The organism is Infirmifilum tikiterense (genome assembly GCF_054696565.1).
This window is the reverse complement of record NZ_CP182482.1, coordinates 1624568-1641265: the sequence shown is the minus strand read 5'-3', so window position 1 is coordinate 1641265 and position 16698 is coordinate 1624568. Positions and strand designations below refer to the sequence as shown.

Here is a 16698-nt window from a genome sequence, read left to right as displayed (position 1 = left end):
CAGGCGGTCCTCCAGCTTAGCTGGTCTGAGCCGGCATAGATACTTCCCTGTTTGTTGCGTTTTCAGTTTCGGCGTTTATTTTCGGCGCAGGGATATAAGGCCGCGTAGCGCAGTGTAATGTGGGGCTGAAGCGCAGAAAGGGCTCGGGGCCGCAACAGTTCCCTGGAGGTGGGAGCGTGAGCTGGGAGGGCAGGGGAAACGGCAAGGGGCGCGTCGACGCCTACAGGGTCTGGGAGGTCAAGACCAACAGGGAAAAGAGGCAAAGACTGCAACGGCTGTACGTGAGGCTGTCCAGCGCAGTTAAGCAGGCCTGCAAGGAGCTCAGGAAGGGGCACGGCGACGCGTTCAGGAGGGAGCCGGAGAGGTTCAGCGAGGAGCTGGCTGGGGAGGCTTCGAAGACAGCGGGACTGCCGAAGGGCCTCTTCTGGTACGCTATAGAGTGGCGGAGCATGGTTGCCGAGGCCAGGAGGAAGTCTAAGAGGCGCAACGGGTTCACTCCGCCTCCAGTACCGCTACTCGTCAAGGTGGTCAACAGTGGTGAGAGGCTTCACGGCAAGGGCAACGCTGTAGCAGTCCTTAACGTCGACGGAAAAGAACTACGCGTGCCCAGCGCTGGCGTCGCGGTGAGGCTGAAGCCATCGCTGATTAGGGCGGTGCTCGAGGACGTTGAGCGTTTCCCAGATTTGAAGCTGACGTTGCAGCTAACAGCTAGGGGGAGGCTTCGCCTAGTGGCGCACCGCGAGGTTAAAGCTACATGGTGGGACGGCGACGGCAAGCTGGCTGTCATAGCGGTGGACGTGAACAGTAGCCACGGCCTCTACGTAATGGCTTTCACCTTCAATAGCGAAGCCAAGCTGGTGGTGCAACGCGTGTTTAAGCCGCCTAACACCACCATGCTGAGGCTGCTCGCGGCCATTATGCACAGCTACTCCAAGGTTAAGTTCTGGAGTGAGGCCGTAGAGAGATTCGAGGAGAGGAGGGACGTCGAAAAGCTGCGGAGAGAGGGGAGGGGCTGCGCGGTGGAGGAGGCCTTGAGGCTGGCGGAGAAACTGAGAGCGAAAAATGAACCTGACGCCGGAGAGGGCTGAGAGAATAGCTAGGCAGGCCCTCAGGAAGATTCGAAAGCTCAACGACGGCTGGATTCGTAGCGTGCTCAGAGAGCTGAGAGCGTTGATAAGAAAGCTACGGGATCAAGGCTACACAGTCGTCGTTGTCGTCGACGTGCCCCAGGCCGAGTCCCTCAGGGGCTCGCAGCTGCAGAGGACGCTGCTGAGAATAGCAAAGCGGCTGGAGAACCTCGCCCTCTACGAGGGCGTCAGGTGGCTCAAGCCTGACAACAATGTCTCGGGCAGGCGGTGCCCCCTCTGCGGGAAAGAGGGGGTAGAGGTTCAGAGGAGGTATTACAAGTGCACGGGCTGCGGCCTGGTCTGGGGGAGAGACTGGGCCGCGGCGTTCAACGCCGCCAAGCTCTTCCTAAAAGCATGCACAGCCGAAAAGCACCTCCAGGCGCTGCAGAGCTGGCTACAGAGCCACCCACGAGCACTGGCGAAGAGGTACTACATGCCACGACCCACGGCTCCAGAGACAGGCCAGCAGGCCCCAGCCACAGTTCCCGCAGCTCCCCCACCTGGGGGACTAGCGGGTGCCGCGCGCGGCGCGAGGAGGGGATGTGCCCGCGGCGACGCGGGCTGAAGGCCGCCCAGCCAGGGCGGCCCGCCCCGGAAAGGGGCGACCCATGACCCCGCAAGGGGGCCCTCAGAAAAGTGAAGGGGGCAGATGAGCCAGGCGCGGCCGTAACCAAGGCTGTCTTCAGCGTCTGCACCTAAACCCTTCCAGCTCATTACTACGAAAATTTAAAAACATTACACCTACGATGAGTTGGACATTTGCATGGAGCTGAGCTCAGCGGGCATCCTACTCGCCTTCGTGGCGTCCATAGCTCTTGGAAGACTCCTCAAGGTTAAGATCCCCGAAGCCGCCTTCAAGCTCGTCGTAGCCACTCTGGTGTTCACTATCTCGCTCTGGGCCTCGACGCACGGCGCCGCGGTGCTCTTACAAAGCCTTGCGACATCCGCTGTGATGCTAGCTTTGCTGACAGCCGTCACGCTACTTCTCGGAATGATGATCGACAGGGGCTCCTCTGGAAACCCCGGTGGGAAAGCTAGGGGAAGAGCCGACCCGGTGTTGCTCCTTTCAATCGCGGGGGGCTGGGTAGCGGGCCTCTTAGTTGGCGAACGCCTGTCCAGCTTAATCAGCTCCGCTGTAACTTTAGAGGTCTACGCTGTGATAATTGCCACTGGGCTCACAACCGCTGACGCCGTGACCGTGGACGCTGTTAGGAAAGGCGGAGCGGTAGCCATGAAGGCGACCGGTTTGAGCATAGTTTCTGCGCTGGCTACGGGTTTCCTCGCCTCGCTAACCCTAGCGGTGCCCCTAGAAGCGTCTCTGGCTACGATGCTCGGCCTAGGGTGGTACAGCTTCGCGGGCCCGTTTGTGGCGCAGGTTTACGGCCCGGCTTGGGGCTTCACAGCATTCCTCACGAACGTGCTGAGGGAGCAGCTGACGTTCATCCTCGTGCCCACTCTCAGGAAACCCAGGGCGTCTATGATCAGCCTCGGTGGAGCCACTACCATGGACAACACGCTGCCAGTATACGTCTACACTTACGGAGAGGAGGCCTCCATCCCGAGCATTATTCACGGCTTCCTGCTGACGCTACTAACACCTTTCCTCGAGAGCCTCGTCGTAAGCCTGTAGAATCAATCACTATCACCCACTTCATTAAACGGTGCTCACGTCCAATTAGGGAGGTTTTTCAGGTAGCTGTGGAAGGTAGCAGCGGCGCCGGCGCCTTATCGATACGAGTGGAAGGCCAAGCGATCGAGCTCTTGTTGTGATACTCGTTAACGTTGCCTGCCCCTTAGGCACCGCTTCAGGCCTGGCGGTGCGGAAAGTTTTTCTAAGAGCCGGCTAGACCCAAAGCGGAACGCGCTTGGAGCCAGCCTACATCCTGTCCTTCATGGCCTCCTTCCTGCAGGCGGTCTTCACTCCAGCCCTCGTCCTCTACGCCTACAGCCTCTCACTCGACGAGCTTCAGATCAGCGTGATCTCGGGCGTCGCGTCGTTCGTGTACGTGGCCGGATCATTGACGTCTTCGGCGGCTCACAACCGCTTATCCGGCTCTAAGATCATCGCCTTGTCTTTCGGCGTAATGTCAGCAGGCTTCGCCGCGCTGTTGTTCTCTAAAACATTCACGGGGATACTGGCTTCCTCCAGCCTCGTCTTGCTGGGCTTCGGGCTCTTTTGGCCGGCGGTTGAAGCACACCTATCTCGTAGCGGGTCGTCGGTGTCTAAGTTTTCATTCTCGTGGAGCTCCGGCTCGCTCGTCGGAGCCCTCCTCACCTCCACCCTCCTCAAGCTCGACTTAAAGCTACTCTTCGTTGCATACACCGCTCTCTCTATCTCTCAATCTGCGTTAGGGCTCAGGATTAAGGGCAGCAGTTCGAGCGTGTATAGACATGCTGGGGATGCGGGCACGAGGGATCTGCTCCTGCTCTGGGCCCCCTGGGCGTACTGCATAGCCTACTCCGCCTCGTCTAGCGGGGTTTTCACATTCTATCCTCTGTTCGTTGAGAGCAGGAGCTTGTCACGCGACTACATCTCGCTCGTCAACTTCACAATGCTCCTGACGAGGACAGCCACATTCTTCTTCTACGATAAAGCCCCTAGATCGCTCAGGAACCCTCTGCTGGCTATGCTGGGTTTTCTAGCTGGCCTCGGCTTAACCTCAACCGCAAACCCCATACTTGTGGCGCTGATCTCTGGCCTCATAGGGTACGCTCAAGGGGTGATCTACGCGACCGCGCTCGACCTCGTCTTCAGCCGAGGCGGTGGAATCGAGAAGGCGACCTCTCTGTTCGAGGCCTTCATAGGTTTAGGCTACGCCGCGGCTCCACCCCTCAGCGGAGCCGCAAACGCCGCTTTCGGCTTCGAGCCAATATCGTTTGCGAGCGTCCTAGCGTTGGCAACCTCGCTGTCAGCGAGCCTAAGCATGAAAAGCTTTAATGCAACTAGACATTCGAAGACGCGAGACAGAAATTATTAGTCCTGGCCGGCCCGCTGGGCCCGGGGCTCTAGAGCTACCTCTGTTTAGTACAAGCTGGTTGCGGCGGTATGAAAGTGGCGATGCAGGGTTTGTCAAAGGTTTTAGAAGTTGACTCGCAAGAGCTCCTCTTTCTCACCTACTCGGTAGCGACGGGCTTGCTCGTAGGGGTTTTTAGCCTAGCTTATCTCGGGCTCTTCAACACTCTCTCGAGCGTAGCCCAAAGACTGAGCTCGGCAAGTGTGTTCGCGCGTGCCGCCCTACCTATGGTCGGGCTAGCCACGTCGTCGCTAGTACTGCTCCTGCTTACAGGCTACGCAAGGCACCTTGGGACTCACAACGTGATCTACGCCTACCATTTCAGGGGTGGGGAGATAAAAGCCAGGGAAACACTCGCCGACGCCGCGTCGTCCATCCTAACGATAAGCCTTGGTGGGAGCGCGGGACTCGAGAGCCCGGGCCTACACCTCGGCGGAGGGATAGGATCCCTCGCCTCCAGGCTCTTCCGCTTGGAGGCCGGGGATAGAAGGAGGCTGATGATAGCAGGAGCTGCCGCAGGCCTGAGCGCGATCTTCAGAGCCCCTCTCTCGGGCACGCTCTTCGCCCTGGAGATCCCGTACCTGTTCGATATCGAGAAAGAAGTGTTCCTGCCAGCGCTCCTGGCATCAGCAGCATCGTCCCTCGTTGTACTAACATTGAGCGGTGGCGAGACCCTGGCCTACCCATTTCTCGCTCAGTACTCGATGACCGTTGAGCCTCTGCACGTGGTCTTGGCCGGGGTTGCATCGGCGGCTGTGGGCCTCTTGTTCGTCAGGTTTTACAAGCTGGTGCAGAGCAGGCTCGCCCGACTTAGGCTTGCACAGAGGATCGCTCTAGGCGGAGCCATTCTGGGCACTCTCGTGGCCCTTTTCCCGGAGGTCTCGGGCACTGGGTACGGAGTTATAGAAGCGGCTCTCCGGAACGAGCTCAACGCAAGCATAGGTCTCCTCGACGCCCTTCTCTTGCTGAAGATAGTTGCAACCTCACTCACGCTGAGCTCCGGAGGCTCGGGCGGCCTCTTCATACCCTCGCTCTACGTCGGCGCTGTGATGGGCCTAGCTTACACGAGACTCTTCGGGCTCGACCCCCGATACACCCCCGTTTTCATGTCAGCTGTCCTCGCCTCTACGACGAAAACCGCCATCATGCCCGTGGTGTTCGTCGCGGAGCTTTACGGCGGAGGAGCCATAGTGCCCGCATCACTAGCGTCCGTAATAGCCTACTTCCTCTCGGGGCACGAGACCTTCTACGAGGACCAGCTTCTCAGACGGCCACCCTTAGAGACCTACACTCTCGCAGAGGTCTACTCAATCCTCAAGCAGCAGAAACCGGAGGTCCTCGAAAAGTACCGTGTCGCTGAGTTCGCGGAGAAGCCATTCGCCATAACGCTAAGTACTCGACTCGAGCAGTTGCTCGCTATCGCTGCGAAGCGCGAGGCGGAAGTTTTCCCCGTCGTGACGAATGACAGCAAGCTCATAGGCTACCTGACGCTAACGGATGTTCTCAGCTTCAACCTATCAAACCCAAGCCTCAGCGTCGAGGCGCTCCCGATCAGGAGGCCTCTGACGGTACAACCCTCAGAGCCTATCGGGAGCCTCGCAGAGCTAATGGTTGAGGAGTGTGAAACCCACGCCTTCGTCATAGACGCCCAAGGGAGACTCCTGGGAGTGATCTCAGCCGACAAGCTTACAGAGAAGCTGTTGCCCCACTTCCTGTCAGGAGGGAAAGGTTTATCTAAGGCTAAATGAAATTTAACTAGGGTACATTCCTCCGCGCTCTTCTCACCCTGCAGCCAGAGGGTGAGCGGTATGCTAGCTGTGGAGGTTAGGGATCTTAGGAAGAGGTACGTCTCCCGGACCCGGCGGGGTTTCCTCCGCTGGGAGACAAGCGTAGTCGAGGCTCTTAGAGGCGTTAGCTTCAGCGTGCGGAGGGGAGAGCTATTCGGGATACTCGGCCCTAACGGCGCGGGGAAATCAACACTCGTCAAGATACTGTCGACCCTGCTCCTCCCCGACGGAGGTGAAGCCAGCATCCTTGGATTCGATGTGGTGAAAGATCGAGATGAGGTGAGGAAGCACATAGGCATATCTCTGAGCGTCGAGAAAGGCTTCTTCTACAAGCTGACGGCCAGGGAGAACCTGAAGTACTTCGGGATGCTCTACGGCCTCAACGGCTCGAGGCTCAACAGCAGAGTCGAGGAGGTTCTCCGCGAGGTGGGCCTCCACAAGCACGCGGACAAAACGTACGAGGATATGAGCCTCGGTATGAGGGCTAGGCTCAGCATCGCCAGAGCACTACTAAGCAACCCTGAAGTCCTAATACTGGACGAGCCCACGCTCGGGTTGGACCCCGTCTCCGCAAGGAGGATACGCGGGCTCCTACTGGACCTCGCCCACAAGCAGGGCAGAACGGTGCTCCTAACGACACACAACATGTTCGAGGCTGAGACCCTCCTGGACAGGGTGGCGATACTGGTTGATGGGAGGATCGTCGCCGTAGACAGCGTTGAGTCACTCAAGAGGAGCATAGCCGACTCCGTGTTCATCGAGGTGAGAGTGTCAGGAGTCCCGCACGAAGCGGTTGTGAAGGCCCTCCAGTTGGTGGAGGGCGCAAGGCTCAGCACCCACCACGCCCACGGGAACGTAGAGAAGCTCACAGTCGCCGTTCCTGCGAGCAAGGCGGACGAGGCCCTAGAATCCCTCGTGCACAGCTTCAGAGCCAGCGGGCTGAAAGTGCGCGGAGTCTCAGTCAAGGAGCCAACCCTTGAGGACGTGTTCGTGGCTTTGACGGCTAAGAGGGGTGGCTAGCCGTGAACACCAGGGTCTTCATCGCCCAGCTGAAGGCGGGGTTTCACCTGTGGTTGGCCTTCTACAGGCACAGCCCAGCTCTCATAGCAGTCCTCCTGCTGCGGCCCTACCTGGTCCTTCTCGCGCTCACGGCGATCAGCCAGGAAACAACCCCCACGAAACTGCTCAAAGACGTTATGATCAGCGTCCTGGTGGTCTCATCGATAGACATAGTTTGGGACCTGGCGGGCAACGCCCTGTCCCTCCGCTTCCTGGGGGTTCTACCATACATAGCCGTGGCGCCGTCTAGCCCGTCTATCGCTCTGGTGCTGAGCTACATCCCGAGGTACCTGATCGAGTCGCTCCTCAAGGCAGCGGAGTTCCTCCCCTTGCTCGCCCTCTTCGTAGGTTTTGCCCCCGCGCTCCTGAATGTTTCTCTCATATTCCTGCTCTCGCTTCTGGCCGCTCTGCCCCTGCTTGGCCTCAGCTCGCTCGTAGCTTACTCAGTTCTCGCATCTAAGGAGGAGACCGTCTGGCTCGACTGGCTCGCCCCCCTAATACTCCTCGTCTCCGGCGCAATCTACCCTATCTCAATCCTACCCCCATGGGTCCAGGCCGTCGCGAAGCTCCTGCCGACCACCTACCTCTTCGAGCTCGTCCACGCCCTCACAGAGGGGGGCCTCGCCGGCGACGCAATCACAGCGGTGGCGCTCGTCTACCTGACGACGAGTCTACTCTTCAACAGCATCCTCCAATTCCTAGTGTCCAAGGGCGAGTCCGAACTGCTCAGGAGGGGGATACACGTATGAGCCGGCGCTTACGCTGTGGAAAAAAGCCAAAAACGGCATCGACACTATCCGTGAGGAAGCTCAAAGCCCTCCTCTGGCTGCACGCTTTGAGAACAAAGCGCTACTTCCTGAGCACAGTGTCCGGATCGCTGACCGACGCCCTCTGGATGTCCATATTCCTCTTCGGGGCTTACTCCTCCCAGGGCCCCGAGTTCGCTAGAGAGACATACTGGGCGCTCGTAGCCTGGGCTGTGATCGCTAACGCTGGCTGGATGATCGGAGGGTGGGTGGATTACCTGACCGAGCTCGGGTTGCTGGAGCCGCTGGAGTTCTCAGGCGTGTCGCCGGTCGCAGCCGCGTCCGGCAGGAGCCTTGTCATCGCCGTGCCAGTGTCGATCTCGTCTCTGCTGGTGCTGACTCTCTCCTACAGCATGGGAATAGACGCGCTTAACGTAAAGTCACCGGGAGTAGCCCTTGCCTCGCTCCTGCTGCTGTGGGCTCAAGGCACGGCTTACGGCGCAATCCTGGCCGCCACCGTCCTTAGAACAAGTATACCGGCAGCCCTGCTCGACATCGCCGCTCTAACCTACCTGGGGCTTCTGCTAGCCCCCCTCCCACCGATCAACCACCATGTCCTAGCGCTTGTACCGTTGCTCGGGCCGGGATACATCACTAGGCTTGCTGTCGCTAAGGGTGCCGGCTGGACCCTCCTCGCGCCTACAACTCTTTCCACGCTGCTCCTAGCGGCCGCTGCCCTGCTTTACTCGCGGAAAACCCTCGAGCACGTTAGGGGGAGAGGCTTCAAAGCAGTAGTGTTCCAGTAGTTTCGCCGCGCGTGTAGATGCTAGGCTTCCCCCACAGGGCTAGCGTACCTGTCTCCTCCGAGGTGGAGTAAAGGCCTAGCCCTTCTCAGGTCGTAGGTCGCCCCATCCCAGGCGTCCGCTCGTGCTCTGGCCCACACAACCCTGCTCACCACAAGAGCGTGGTCCCCCGTCGGGTACTGCGCCCACACGCGGCACTCGAGGCAGGCCAGCGCGCCATCAATGCACGGCACTGAACCCCTCTCGGCGGGGAGGAGCTGGATTCCGGATTCCTTCACTTTGTCCACCTCCCTCCCGGACGTGGAGCCCGTGAGCTCGACCACGCTCCTCATCTCAACCGGGACAGGGTTCACCGTGAACTCCTCCCTGGCCTGGAGGAGCTCGTAGCTGAAGCGCTTCGGTGAAATAGCCACGGTGATTAGGGGAGGGTTTACGCTCGCCGGCATAGCCCAGCTCGCGGGCATCACGTTCACCTTTCCGTCTCCAGACGATGTGACGACCAGCGTGACGAGCTTAGGGTGAAGTAGCCTTGTGTGCCTGCTGAGCGGAACCTCGACATATACACTCTTAGACACGTATACTCCTGCGGTTCGAGCAAATATAAACCTTTAAAGTCCCCGAACCAAAGAAGGTCAGCGTGAAGCTCGTCGCAGTCCAGTACGAGTTTAACTGCGAGAGCTACGAGAACGCAAGCGCTTTCTATGACTCCATCGAGCACCCGCTTCTCGAGGCGGAGTTCGCACTCGGCGGCCTCCAGGGAGCCATAGTGGTCTACCCCGAGCACATTGGGACCTTCCTCATATTCCTGGGCGAGAGAGTTCGCGCCGAGACGCTCGAGGAAGCGCTAGCTAAGCTAGCCCTCAGAAACCTACCCCGCTTCCTGCTTGAGACCCTGCGCTCCCTGAACCCTAGGGGCGCGCTGCTGTCGCTGAAGTGGAAGCGCATCAGAGAAGCCTACTTCACCGCATTCAGCAGGCTAGCGTCGAAGTACAAGGCCGTTATAGTCGCAGGCTCCCTGCTCGAGCCCACTTCCCCGAGAGCGATCCAAAATGTCTCGTACGTCTTCGACAGCGATGGCCGCGCGAAGTGCAGGCAGGTGAAGGTGCACCTCGACACCCCTGAGCTCCAGCTAGGCGTATCACCCGGGTCGATAAGCGATGTCACAGTTTGTGAGACTCCTTACGGGAGGCTCGGCGTAGCCATCTGCCTAGACTCATTCAAGGAGGACATCGTCTCACGCCTCGCCTCCCAGGGGGCCGATGTGCTCGCACAGCCCTCCGCAAACCCCGAGCCGTGGGACGAGAGGCTAGAGGAGGAGTGGAGGAACAGCGCCTGGTACATGGTTCAGAGGTTTGATTCCCTCAAGTACGGTGTAAATCCCATGGCCGTCGGTAGAATCGTGGGCCTCGAGTTCGAGGGCATCAGCAGTATCGTAGCAAAGGCTAGCATGACGAGCGACGGCTCAGGCTACCTGGCTAGGGCCGCGAACCCGAAAAAACGCGAGGTTCTAGCAGTGGAAGTCTAGCGCCGTCAAGACGAGCGCGCTTCGAGGTTAGGGGTCTCCGAGCTCCCTCTCGAGGACCTCCCTAAGGGACTCCCCGCTACCCCTATCGACGTAGACAGCTTTGACTCCAGCCCGCCTAGCGTTCGCGAAGTCGTTCTCCTCGTCGTCTCCGACGTGGAGTATCTCCTGCGGGCTGACGCCTAGAAGCTCCGAGACTCTCTGGAAGAACGCGGGCGGCTTGCCGGGGAAGCCGAAGTCGGAGGAGGATGAGAACACGTGCTTGAACGAGCTCCGGTACAGCGGGATCCTGGACAGAACCAGGTTGACGAACTCCCTCGCAGCGCTCGTGCATATGACCAGCGTGCACCTACCTCTCAGCAATTCCACAACCTCGAGCGCGTCGGGGTAGGGCCTAATCCTCTCCGCGGCCTCCCGCAACGCGTCCTCAAGTCTGTCCTCTATCCCAAACCTCCTAAACCAGTAGCCCGGCATGTACCACCTCACGTCCCCCGGTCCCACCTCGTCATACGAAGCGTACACAATCCTCTTTGCCTCCTCAAGCCCCAGGCTGTGCCTCTCAGCATAAAGCCTCGGGACCAGCTCCAACCAAAAGTAGTCCACGTACTCGCGCGTTACAAGCGTACCGTCGAGGTCAAAGCTCACTATTGATACCTGTTTCATGAATTTCCCTAGCGTTACGTTTTACAAAGGGATAAAGGTTATCTCTTCGGCTTTTGCGCGCCTTATTAAAGTCGCCTTTAGCCTAACAGAGTACTCCTAATGCGCGTAACCTCTTCAAAAATAAACTTGACGAGAGAGGGCAGATCTACGGGAAGAATATCAGTACACTCTCTGCGTAGCTCCATTCCTCAAAGAACATGCACAAGGCTTATATTTTTCGAGAAGAGCGATAACAACCTTCGTATCTTCTGAAATACTCATGTTTGGCAAAAAGCTTTTATATGCGAAATATGTATGTTCTTCCGGTGAGGGCATGGACCTAATTGAGATTCTTGCTTGGATAGCTAACAACATTCTAGGGCAACCACCAATTCTTCTGGGTCTTGTCGGTCTTGTAGGATTGTGGGTCCAGAAGAAACCTCTTGACGAACTCGTAATGAGCACGTTCAAGATAATGATTGGTGTGACGATGATGATCGCCGGAGCGTCACTTTTCGTTAACGAGCTCGTAAACTTCCAGAACCTCGTAGGCGGCGTAGCGGGGATTTCTCCGAAGTATCCACCAGGCTATGTGCCGTTAAACGACCTTATAGCTAAGGCGGGTAGCTACGCCGCTCTCATCATGTTTTTCGCCTTTATCGTGCATCTGCTCATAGCCAGGTTTACGCCATTAAAGTTCGTCTACCTCACAGGCCACTTAATGTGGTGGGTCTCTCTGACCGTCGTAGCTACCCTGTTGACGATAAAGCCGAATGCCTCACCTATTGAGGTTATAGGAATAGGAACGGTTGTGATGGCCCTTTACTGGAGCATTCAGCCCGCATACATCCACGCTGCCATGCGCGAGGTAATGGGCTCCGATGAAATTGCATATGGTCACACCAGCTCGCTAGCCGCCTTCCTCGCTTACCACCTTGGGAAGTACGTTGGTAAACCTGAGGAGAGCACTGAGAAGGTGACATTTCCTAAAGCTCTGGCCTTCCTTAAAGACTATGCTGTAAGCACAGCAGTTATCCTGGGCTTGATAATGATAATCTCCGCGATTGCAGGATACGTTCTTAAACCTGATGTCGTCGCAAAGCTCGCGGGAACACTTAATCCAGTAATCTGGGCCTTCTTGAGGGGCATCTACTTCGCTGTCTCAATCGTGGTATTGCTAACGGGTGTAAGGATGTTCATAGCCGAAATAGTCCCCGCTTTCAAGGGCTTCGCAGAGAAGATAATCCCCAAGAGCAGACCCGCGCTAGACTGCCCAGTAGTATTCCCGCAGGCCCCCACGGCTGTCGTTATCGGCTTCGTCAGCGGCCTGATAGTTTTCCTCATGTTCGAAGCGATCTTCTTGGCAACTGGATTCGCTATAATCGTGCCTCCGATGATTATGCTCTTCTTCCCTGGAGGTGCTGCAGCAGTTTTCGGCAATAGGACAGGCGGATGGAAAGGAGCAATACTCGGTGGCGCGATTAACGGATTAATCCTAGCAATAGGCCAAGCGCTCACGCTTCCAGCTCTAACTTACGGTCCAGAGCTAGCGACGTTAGCTGACCCAGATTGGTACGTGATAATCTGGCTATTAAAAGCCCTGTTAAGTCCGATACTTGGTAGATAAAAAATAAAACAAGAATTTTTATATTTTCAACATCTAAAGTAAAAACTAGGTTTCTTCTATCCAACCAATGTTTTTCAGTGCAGAGGTGATCTTTTCCCGCATCTCTTTTTTATCAACTAGGCTCTTCAATCCTATAACCACGCTAGCCGAGCCTCTCAGTTCTGGCTCATGCAACACAGAGGCGACTGTAACGTCCGCCCCTCCTGCTTTAGCTGTCAGTAATTCCGTAGGTTCAACCCTAGCAGGAACACCTAGCTCTTTAAAAACCTCCTCGACAAACATCTTCATTATGAGAGAGCTTCCCTGTCCCACACCGCAAACCGTTAGAACTTTTAACGGTCGGCCGAGCTTGTAAATGTATTTCTGGCTAATGTTTTCACCCTGTTACGCTACGGCATGCCTCGATATTTCTTTTTCCCCGTACTAGAACGCATGTAAGGAGTTGGGGAGAATCTATTTAATTCTCATATATAATTGATGACTACTGGTCATCGATGTCGCAGATCTACATGCTAGAGGCCCTCGACGCGCGGGTAGAGGTGATCGAAGAAATCGAGGGGTGGGAAAATGCTGTTAGGAGGGTGGGGCGTCTCCTGCGAAAAGGAGAATGTATCGATGAAGAGTATGTGAGCAAGATGGTATCCACATGTAAGGAGCTAGGACCCTATGTTGTTATAGCACCTGGAGTAGCTATACCGCATGCTCGGCCTGAGGACGGGGCTAAGAGGGTCTGCTTATCTCTACTTGTGATTAAGAAGGGGGTAGAGTTTGGGTCTCCTAATGACCCAGTATATGTGCTAATAGCATTTTCATCGCCCGACAAGCACTCACACATAAAAGTACTTCAAGAGCTGGCAATGCTTCTCTCTGAAAAAGGGGAAGAGTTTTTAACGAAAATCCGGGAAGCTCAAACAGAGGAAGAAATCCTAGTGAAGATAAGGGAGCTCCTTGCCTAGCTGAACACAAATTTTTGAAATTCAGGGAAAATCCCACTCCCCTGTATGCTAGGTTTAGTCCGAGAGAAGGAGAGGAAAAACCTCTTAATACTAAATAACCCACTCGTGCTAAATAATTGCCCTCCCGGTTTTCTTGTCGAATACGTGCACGTACTCAAGCTTGAAGCGTATCCACACTTTTTCTCCTGGTGCGGCTTCGAAGTGCCCGGGGTACTTGGCTTTCACGAGGGCGTCGCCGTGCTTGAAGTCTACGATGGTCTCGGCCCCCAGGGGCTCGGTGACGAACACCTCGACTTGGTAGCCGCCGGGTAGCTCCTGCTTGCTCAGCTCTATGTGCTCGGGCCTTATCCCGAATATCACCTCCGACGGGGCGCCTGCCTCGAGGAGCACTTTCCCGACGTCCCCCGGTAGCTCTATCGTGAAAACGCCTGTGTCGAGGTACACTGTGCTGTCTCTCTGCTTAACGGAGGCGTCGATGAAGTTCATAGCCGGAGCACCTATGAAGCCTGCGACGAAGGTGTTTGACGGCCTGTAGTAGAGCTCCGCTGGCTCCGCGAGCTGCATGATCTTCCCCTCGTTCATGACGGCAACTCTGTCTGCCATCGTCATGGCCTCAGCCTGGTCGTGCGTCACGTAGATCGTGGTGATGTCCAGCTCCCTCTGAAGCCTCTTCAGCTCGGCCCTCATGTAGACCCTGAGCTTAGCGTCGAGGTTGCTCAGGGGCTCGTCCATTAGGAACACCTGTGGTTGCCTAACGAGCGCCCTCCCGAGCGCGACTCGCTGCTGCTGCCCCCCGCTCAGCTGCCGCGGGTACCTGTCGAGGAGGTCCTCTATCCTGAGCAGCTTCGCGACCTCTCTGACCCTCCTATCTATCTCATCTCTCGGGACCTTGCGCACCCTAAGCGGGAAGGCGATGTTGTCGTAGACCTTCATGTGCGGGTATAGCGCGTAGTTCTGGAAGACCATGGCCACATCCCTGTCCTTAGGCGGGAGGTCGTTCACAAGCCTGTCTCCTATGTAAATCTCCCCCTCGTCCGGCGTCTCGAGGCCAGCTATCATCCTGAGAGTGGTGGTTTTACCGCACCCGCTGGGCCCGAGCAGTACGAGGAACTCGCCGTCCCTGGCCTCGAAGGACACGTGGTCGACGGCGACAACCTTCCCGAACCTCTTCACCAGCTCTTTGACAGCTACCCGAGCCATTCCATTCCCCCACCTACATAGACATTTCTGTGCAAGACTATATATAAGTTAACCCTAACTATCAGCGTGAATAACAACGCCCCTCGCAACCTTCAAGCACTCCTCCCTGAACCTGTTGTACGCCTCGGTGAACCCCCTCATCGTCTTCACTCTGGGCCCGAAGGACGCCCACTCCTCCACCCTAACCCCGCTCTCACCGTAGCCGTCAACATCTAGGCCCGCCTCCTTCAGGGCGCGCTTAAGCTCGGGGGTTAGGTCGTAGGCTTTCCTGAACTCGGCCCACTTTAGAAGCAGGTCGAGCTCGCTGGGCCCCCAATTCACCGCCACAGCCATCATGTAGTCTTCCAGCCGGACTCTACCGTGGAGGTACTCTAGGTGCACGTTCAGCTGGTGGTTTGGGAACTCCGTGTTCGTCATATTCCTAGCGGCGAGCGTGCAGTAGGTGTCGGCGGGCTTGCGCTTTGACGCCGGCAAAACGTCTATGCCGTCTAGAACCTCCTCAGCCTGCTCGGGTGCGAGGCCGTACTTCCTCACTATGTAGCTCAGCCACAGCCTGCGGTTCCCCTCGCTGAAGAATATCCCCCACACCCTCTGCGCAACGAACGTCCCGCTCAGCGAGATGGCCCGCTCCCACGCCTCCAGGCAAGCCCTCACCTCCTCCCGCGTAGCGCCGCAGACGCCTGCGCCGGCGAGGAAGTCGATCAAGGCGTCGTTAACCAGCGATCTTATGTAGGCTTGGCTCGATACGAGCTCCGCCTTCTCCTCCAAGGTCCTGGCTTCGAGCCCGTACCCCCAGCCGCTCTGCCCCCTCCAGACGCCGCCCGGCTTGGCCTCCGGGACGCCGAGCCTCTGGGCAAGCTGCGAGAGAGCCGCCTCGGGGTCGTCGTAAAGCTTCAGGGCTGTCTTGATGAGCTCACAGGCTTTAACCTCGCGCAGGTGGGCCTCCAGCCTCCCACCCATGTTGGTCTCGTAGACCTTCGTGAGCCTGACGCCCCTCCTGACCGCAGAAGCCCTCCCCTCGATCTTCGCGAGGATCAGGCTCACCTCCTGCGACACGGAGAACGTCACGGTGTTGTTCGTCCCTATCCCAAGGCTCTCGAGCACCCTCGTTATCTCGATGGAAGCACCGCTGCTCCCCGCCACCTTGAACACGATGTTGGGCCTCCCCCTCTCCATGTAGCTGGGCCACCCCCAGAGGAGGTACGCGTCGTACCTAGTGAAGTACTCCTCAGCCATCGCGTATATCCTCAAAGCATCCTTAACGCTTCCCTCCACGCTATCGGCGACGTTCGGGTTGAGCTGGTAGCTGACCACGCCGTCCTTGAAGTCAAGGAGAAACGCCACCGGCCTGAACACCTCCATGTTGGGTATGAGGGCTAGCAGTGTGGCTGCCATGGCGAGCTCATCCCCCTTGCCCTCGAGGTCCGCGAGCAGGTCCCGGCGCGACTTCAGGTACTCCCTGAACCTGTCCCAGAGAGAGGGGTCGTCCCTGTACGCTTCAGCGGCGAGGACGGGGTTCGTTGAGACCTGGACGAAGCCCAGCCTCCTGAGCCACCTCAAGCCCAGGGCGTAGTCGTTCCCGAACCTGCACAGGCCCTGGAGGGTCATGCGGTAGTAGGCGTTTGACTCGAAGAGTTTCCTCATAGCGGTCACGAAGCTGGAAAGCGGGTGCTCCCCGTCGATGAGCTTCGTTGCTTCGTCGGCCATCCAGGCAAGCATGCTCTTAGCCTTCGGGTTGCTGGACATCACCTTCCTCATGTCCCCTAGGTAGTAGTCTACGACAGCTTTGGAGAGGAGTGGTGCTCCGAGCTTACTCCTCTCCTCGTCCTCGAGGCTCCTGAGCTCCTCGACCGCGAAGCCGAAGGCCTTCTGCCTCTCGACCTCGGGAACCCTAGCCCACAGCATCTCCAGCCCCGCAGTGTTCAACGCCACCTCGGCGACCAGCGCGTACGTCCTCAATGCCTTGAGAGCCTCCTCAGATGAGAGAGCCTGGAGCACGGTGAGGTGTGCCTTCCTGGTGAGCTGCCCGACGATCTCCGAGTAGCGGGTCGACGTTAGGGGGTTGAGAAGGTTGTCGGCACCGAGGTCGGGGTACCCCCTCAGCGCGGCGAAGACGGCGAGGGAGGAGTGGTCTGAGACGGGTGGTGCTTCGGGGAGGTGCTCGCGTTGGAATATCATCTTAGCTGTGCTCTCTTCCACCCTCACGCGGCTTGTT

16 protein-coding genes are annotated in these 16698 nt (G+C 57.7%); 11 read left to right on the top strand and 5 right to left on the bottom strand.

Annotated elements, in window-relative coordinates:
• Positions 1-176: 176 nt before the first annotated feature.
• The 8 genes from ACNO7C_RS08980 (at position 177) to ACNO7C_RS08945 (ending at position 8539) form a co-directional block, all read left to right on the top strand.
• The gene (locus tag ACNO7C_RS08980) at positions 177-1088 is read left to right on the top strand and encodes a hypothetical protein (protein WP_460024766.1); all 912 of its coding nucleotides are present in this window, start codon (positions 177-179) and stop codon (positions 1086-1088) included.
• The gene (locus ACNO7C_RS08975; RefSeq protein WP_460024765.1) at positions 1063-1692 is read left to right on the top strand and encodes a zinc ribbon domain-containing protein; all 630 of its coding nucleotides are present in this window, start codon (positions 1063-1065) and stop codon (positions 1690-1692) included. Before ACNO7C_RS08980 ends, ACNO7C_RS08975 begins: the two co-directional genes overlap by 26 nt.
• 198 nt (positions 1693-1890) lie before the next feature.
• A complete protein-coding gene (locus ACNO7C_RS08970; RefSeq protein ID WP_460024764.1) occupies positions 1891-2757 on the top strand; it encodes a LysO family transporter in 867 nt (288 codons plus the stop codon).
• A gap of 235 nt (positions 2758-2992) precedes the next feature.
• The gene (locus ACNO7C_RS08965; RefSeq protein WP_460024763.1) at positions 2993-4105 is read left to right on the top strand and encodes an MFS transporter; all 1113 of its coding nucleotides are present in this window, start codon (positions 2993-2995) and stop codon (positions 4103-4105) included.
• 68 nt (positions 4106-4173) lie between these two features.
• The gene (locus ACNO7C_RS08960; RefSeq protein WP_460024762.1) at positions 4174-5889 is read left to right on the top strand and encodes a chloride channel protein; all 1716 of its coding nucleotides are present in this window, start codon (positions 4174-4176) and stop codon (positions 5887-5889) included.
• Positions 5890-5949: 60 nt separating this feature from the next.
• A complete protein-coding gene (locus ACNO7C_RS08955; protein WP_318537009.1) occupies positions 5950-6948 on the top strand; it encodes an ABC transporter ATP-binding protein in 999 nt (332 codons plus the stop codon).
• A 2-nt stretch (positions 6949-6950) separates the two neighbouring features.
• Complete coding sequence (locus ACNO7C_RS08950; RefSeq protein ID WP_318537010.1) at positions 6951-7736, top strand: ABC transporter permease; 786 nt, start codon at positions 6951-6953, stop codon at positions 7734-7736.
• A complete protein-coding gene (locus ACNO7C_RS08945) occupies positions 7733-8539 on the top strand; it encodes a hypothetical protein (protein WP_460024761.1) in 807 nt (268 codons plus the stop codon). The genes ACNO7C_RS08950 and ACNO7C_RS08945 overlap by 4 nt, the downstream gene beginning before the upstream one ends.
• Positions 8540-8559: 20 nt before the next feature.
• On the opposite strand, the gene ACNO7C_RS08940 is transcribed toward ACNO7C_RS08945, so the two are convergent.
• Positions 8560-9111, bottom strand: a complete 552-nt coding sequence (locus ACNO7C_RS08940; RefSeq protein ID WP_460024760.1) for a flavin reductase family protein — start codon at positions 9109-9111, stop codon at positions 8560-8562.
• A gap of 62 nt (positions 9112-9173) precedes the next feature.
• Here ACNO7C_RS08940 and ACNO7C_RS08935 point away from each other — a divergent pair, with 62 nt between their 5' ends.
• On the top strand, positions 9174-10061 hold the full coding sequence (locus tag ACNO7C_RS08935; protein WP_460024759.1) for a nitrilase-related carbon-nitrogen hydrolase: 888 nt from the start codon (positions 9174-9176) through the stop codon (positions 10059-10061).
• Between the two features lie 27 nt (positions 10062-10088).
• On the opposite strand, the gene ACNO7C_RS08930 is transcribed toward ACNO7C_RS08935, so the two are convergent.
• Positions 10089-10721, bottom strand: a complete 633-nt coding sequence (locus ACNO7C_RS08930; RefSeq protein WP_460024758.1) for an HAD family hydrolase — start codon at positions 10719-10721, stop codon at positions 10089-10091.
• A 313-nt stretch (positions 10722-11034) separates the two neighbouring features.
• On the opposite strand from ACNO7C_RS08930, the gene ACNO7C_RS08925 reads away from it, so the two are divergent.
• Positions 11035-12327 (top strand): PTS ascorbate transporter subunit IIC, encoded by a 1293-nt coding sequence (locus tag ACNO7C_RS08925; protein ID WP_460024757.1) that lies wholly within the window; start codon positions 11035-11037, stop codon positions 12325-12327.
• Positions 12328-12372: 45 nt separating this feature from the next.
• On the opposite strand, the gene ACNO7C_RS08920 is transcribed toward ACNO7C_RS08925, so the two are convergent.
• Complete coding sequence (locus ACNO7C_RS08920) at positions 12373-12684, bottom strand: PTS sugar transporter subunit IIB (protein WP_460025927.1); 312 nt, start codon at positions 12682-12684, stop codon at positions 12373-12375.
• Between the two features lie 137 nt (positions 12685-12821).
• Here ACNO7C_RS08920 and ACNO7C_RS08915 point away from each other — a divergent pair, with 137 nt between their 5' ends.
• Positions 12822-13283, top strand: a complete 462-nt coding sequence (locus ACNO7C_RS08915) for a PTS sugar transporter subunit IIA (RefSeq protein WP_460024756.1) — start codon at positions 12822-12824, stop codon at positions 13281-13283.
• A 108-nt stretch (positions 13284-13391) separates the two neighbouring features.
• Here ACNO7C_RS08915 and ACNO7C_RS08910 read toward each other — a convergent pair whose 3' ends face one another.
• Both ACNO7C_RS08910 and ACNO7C_RS08905 read right to left on the bottom strand, forming a co-directional pair.
• Complete coding sequence (locus tag ACNO7C_RS08910) at positions 13392-14483, bottom strand: ABC transporter ATP-binding protein (RefSeq protein ID WP_460024755.1); 1092 nt, start codon at positions 14481-14483, stop codon at positions 13392-13394.
• A 54-nt stretch (positions 14484-14537) separates the two neighbouring features.
• On the bottom strand, positions 14538-16688 hold the full coding sequence (locus ACNO7C_RS08905) for a transaldolase family protein (protein WP_460024754.1): 2151 nt from the start codon (positions 16686-16688) through the stop codon (positions 14538-14540).
• Positions 16689-16698 lie beyond the last annotated feature (10 nt).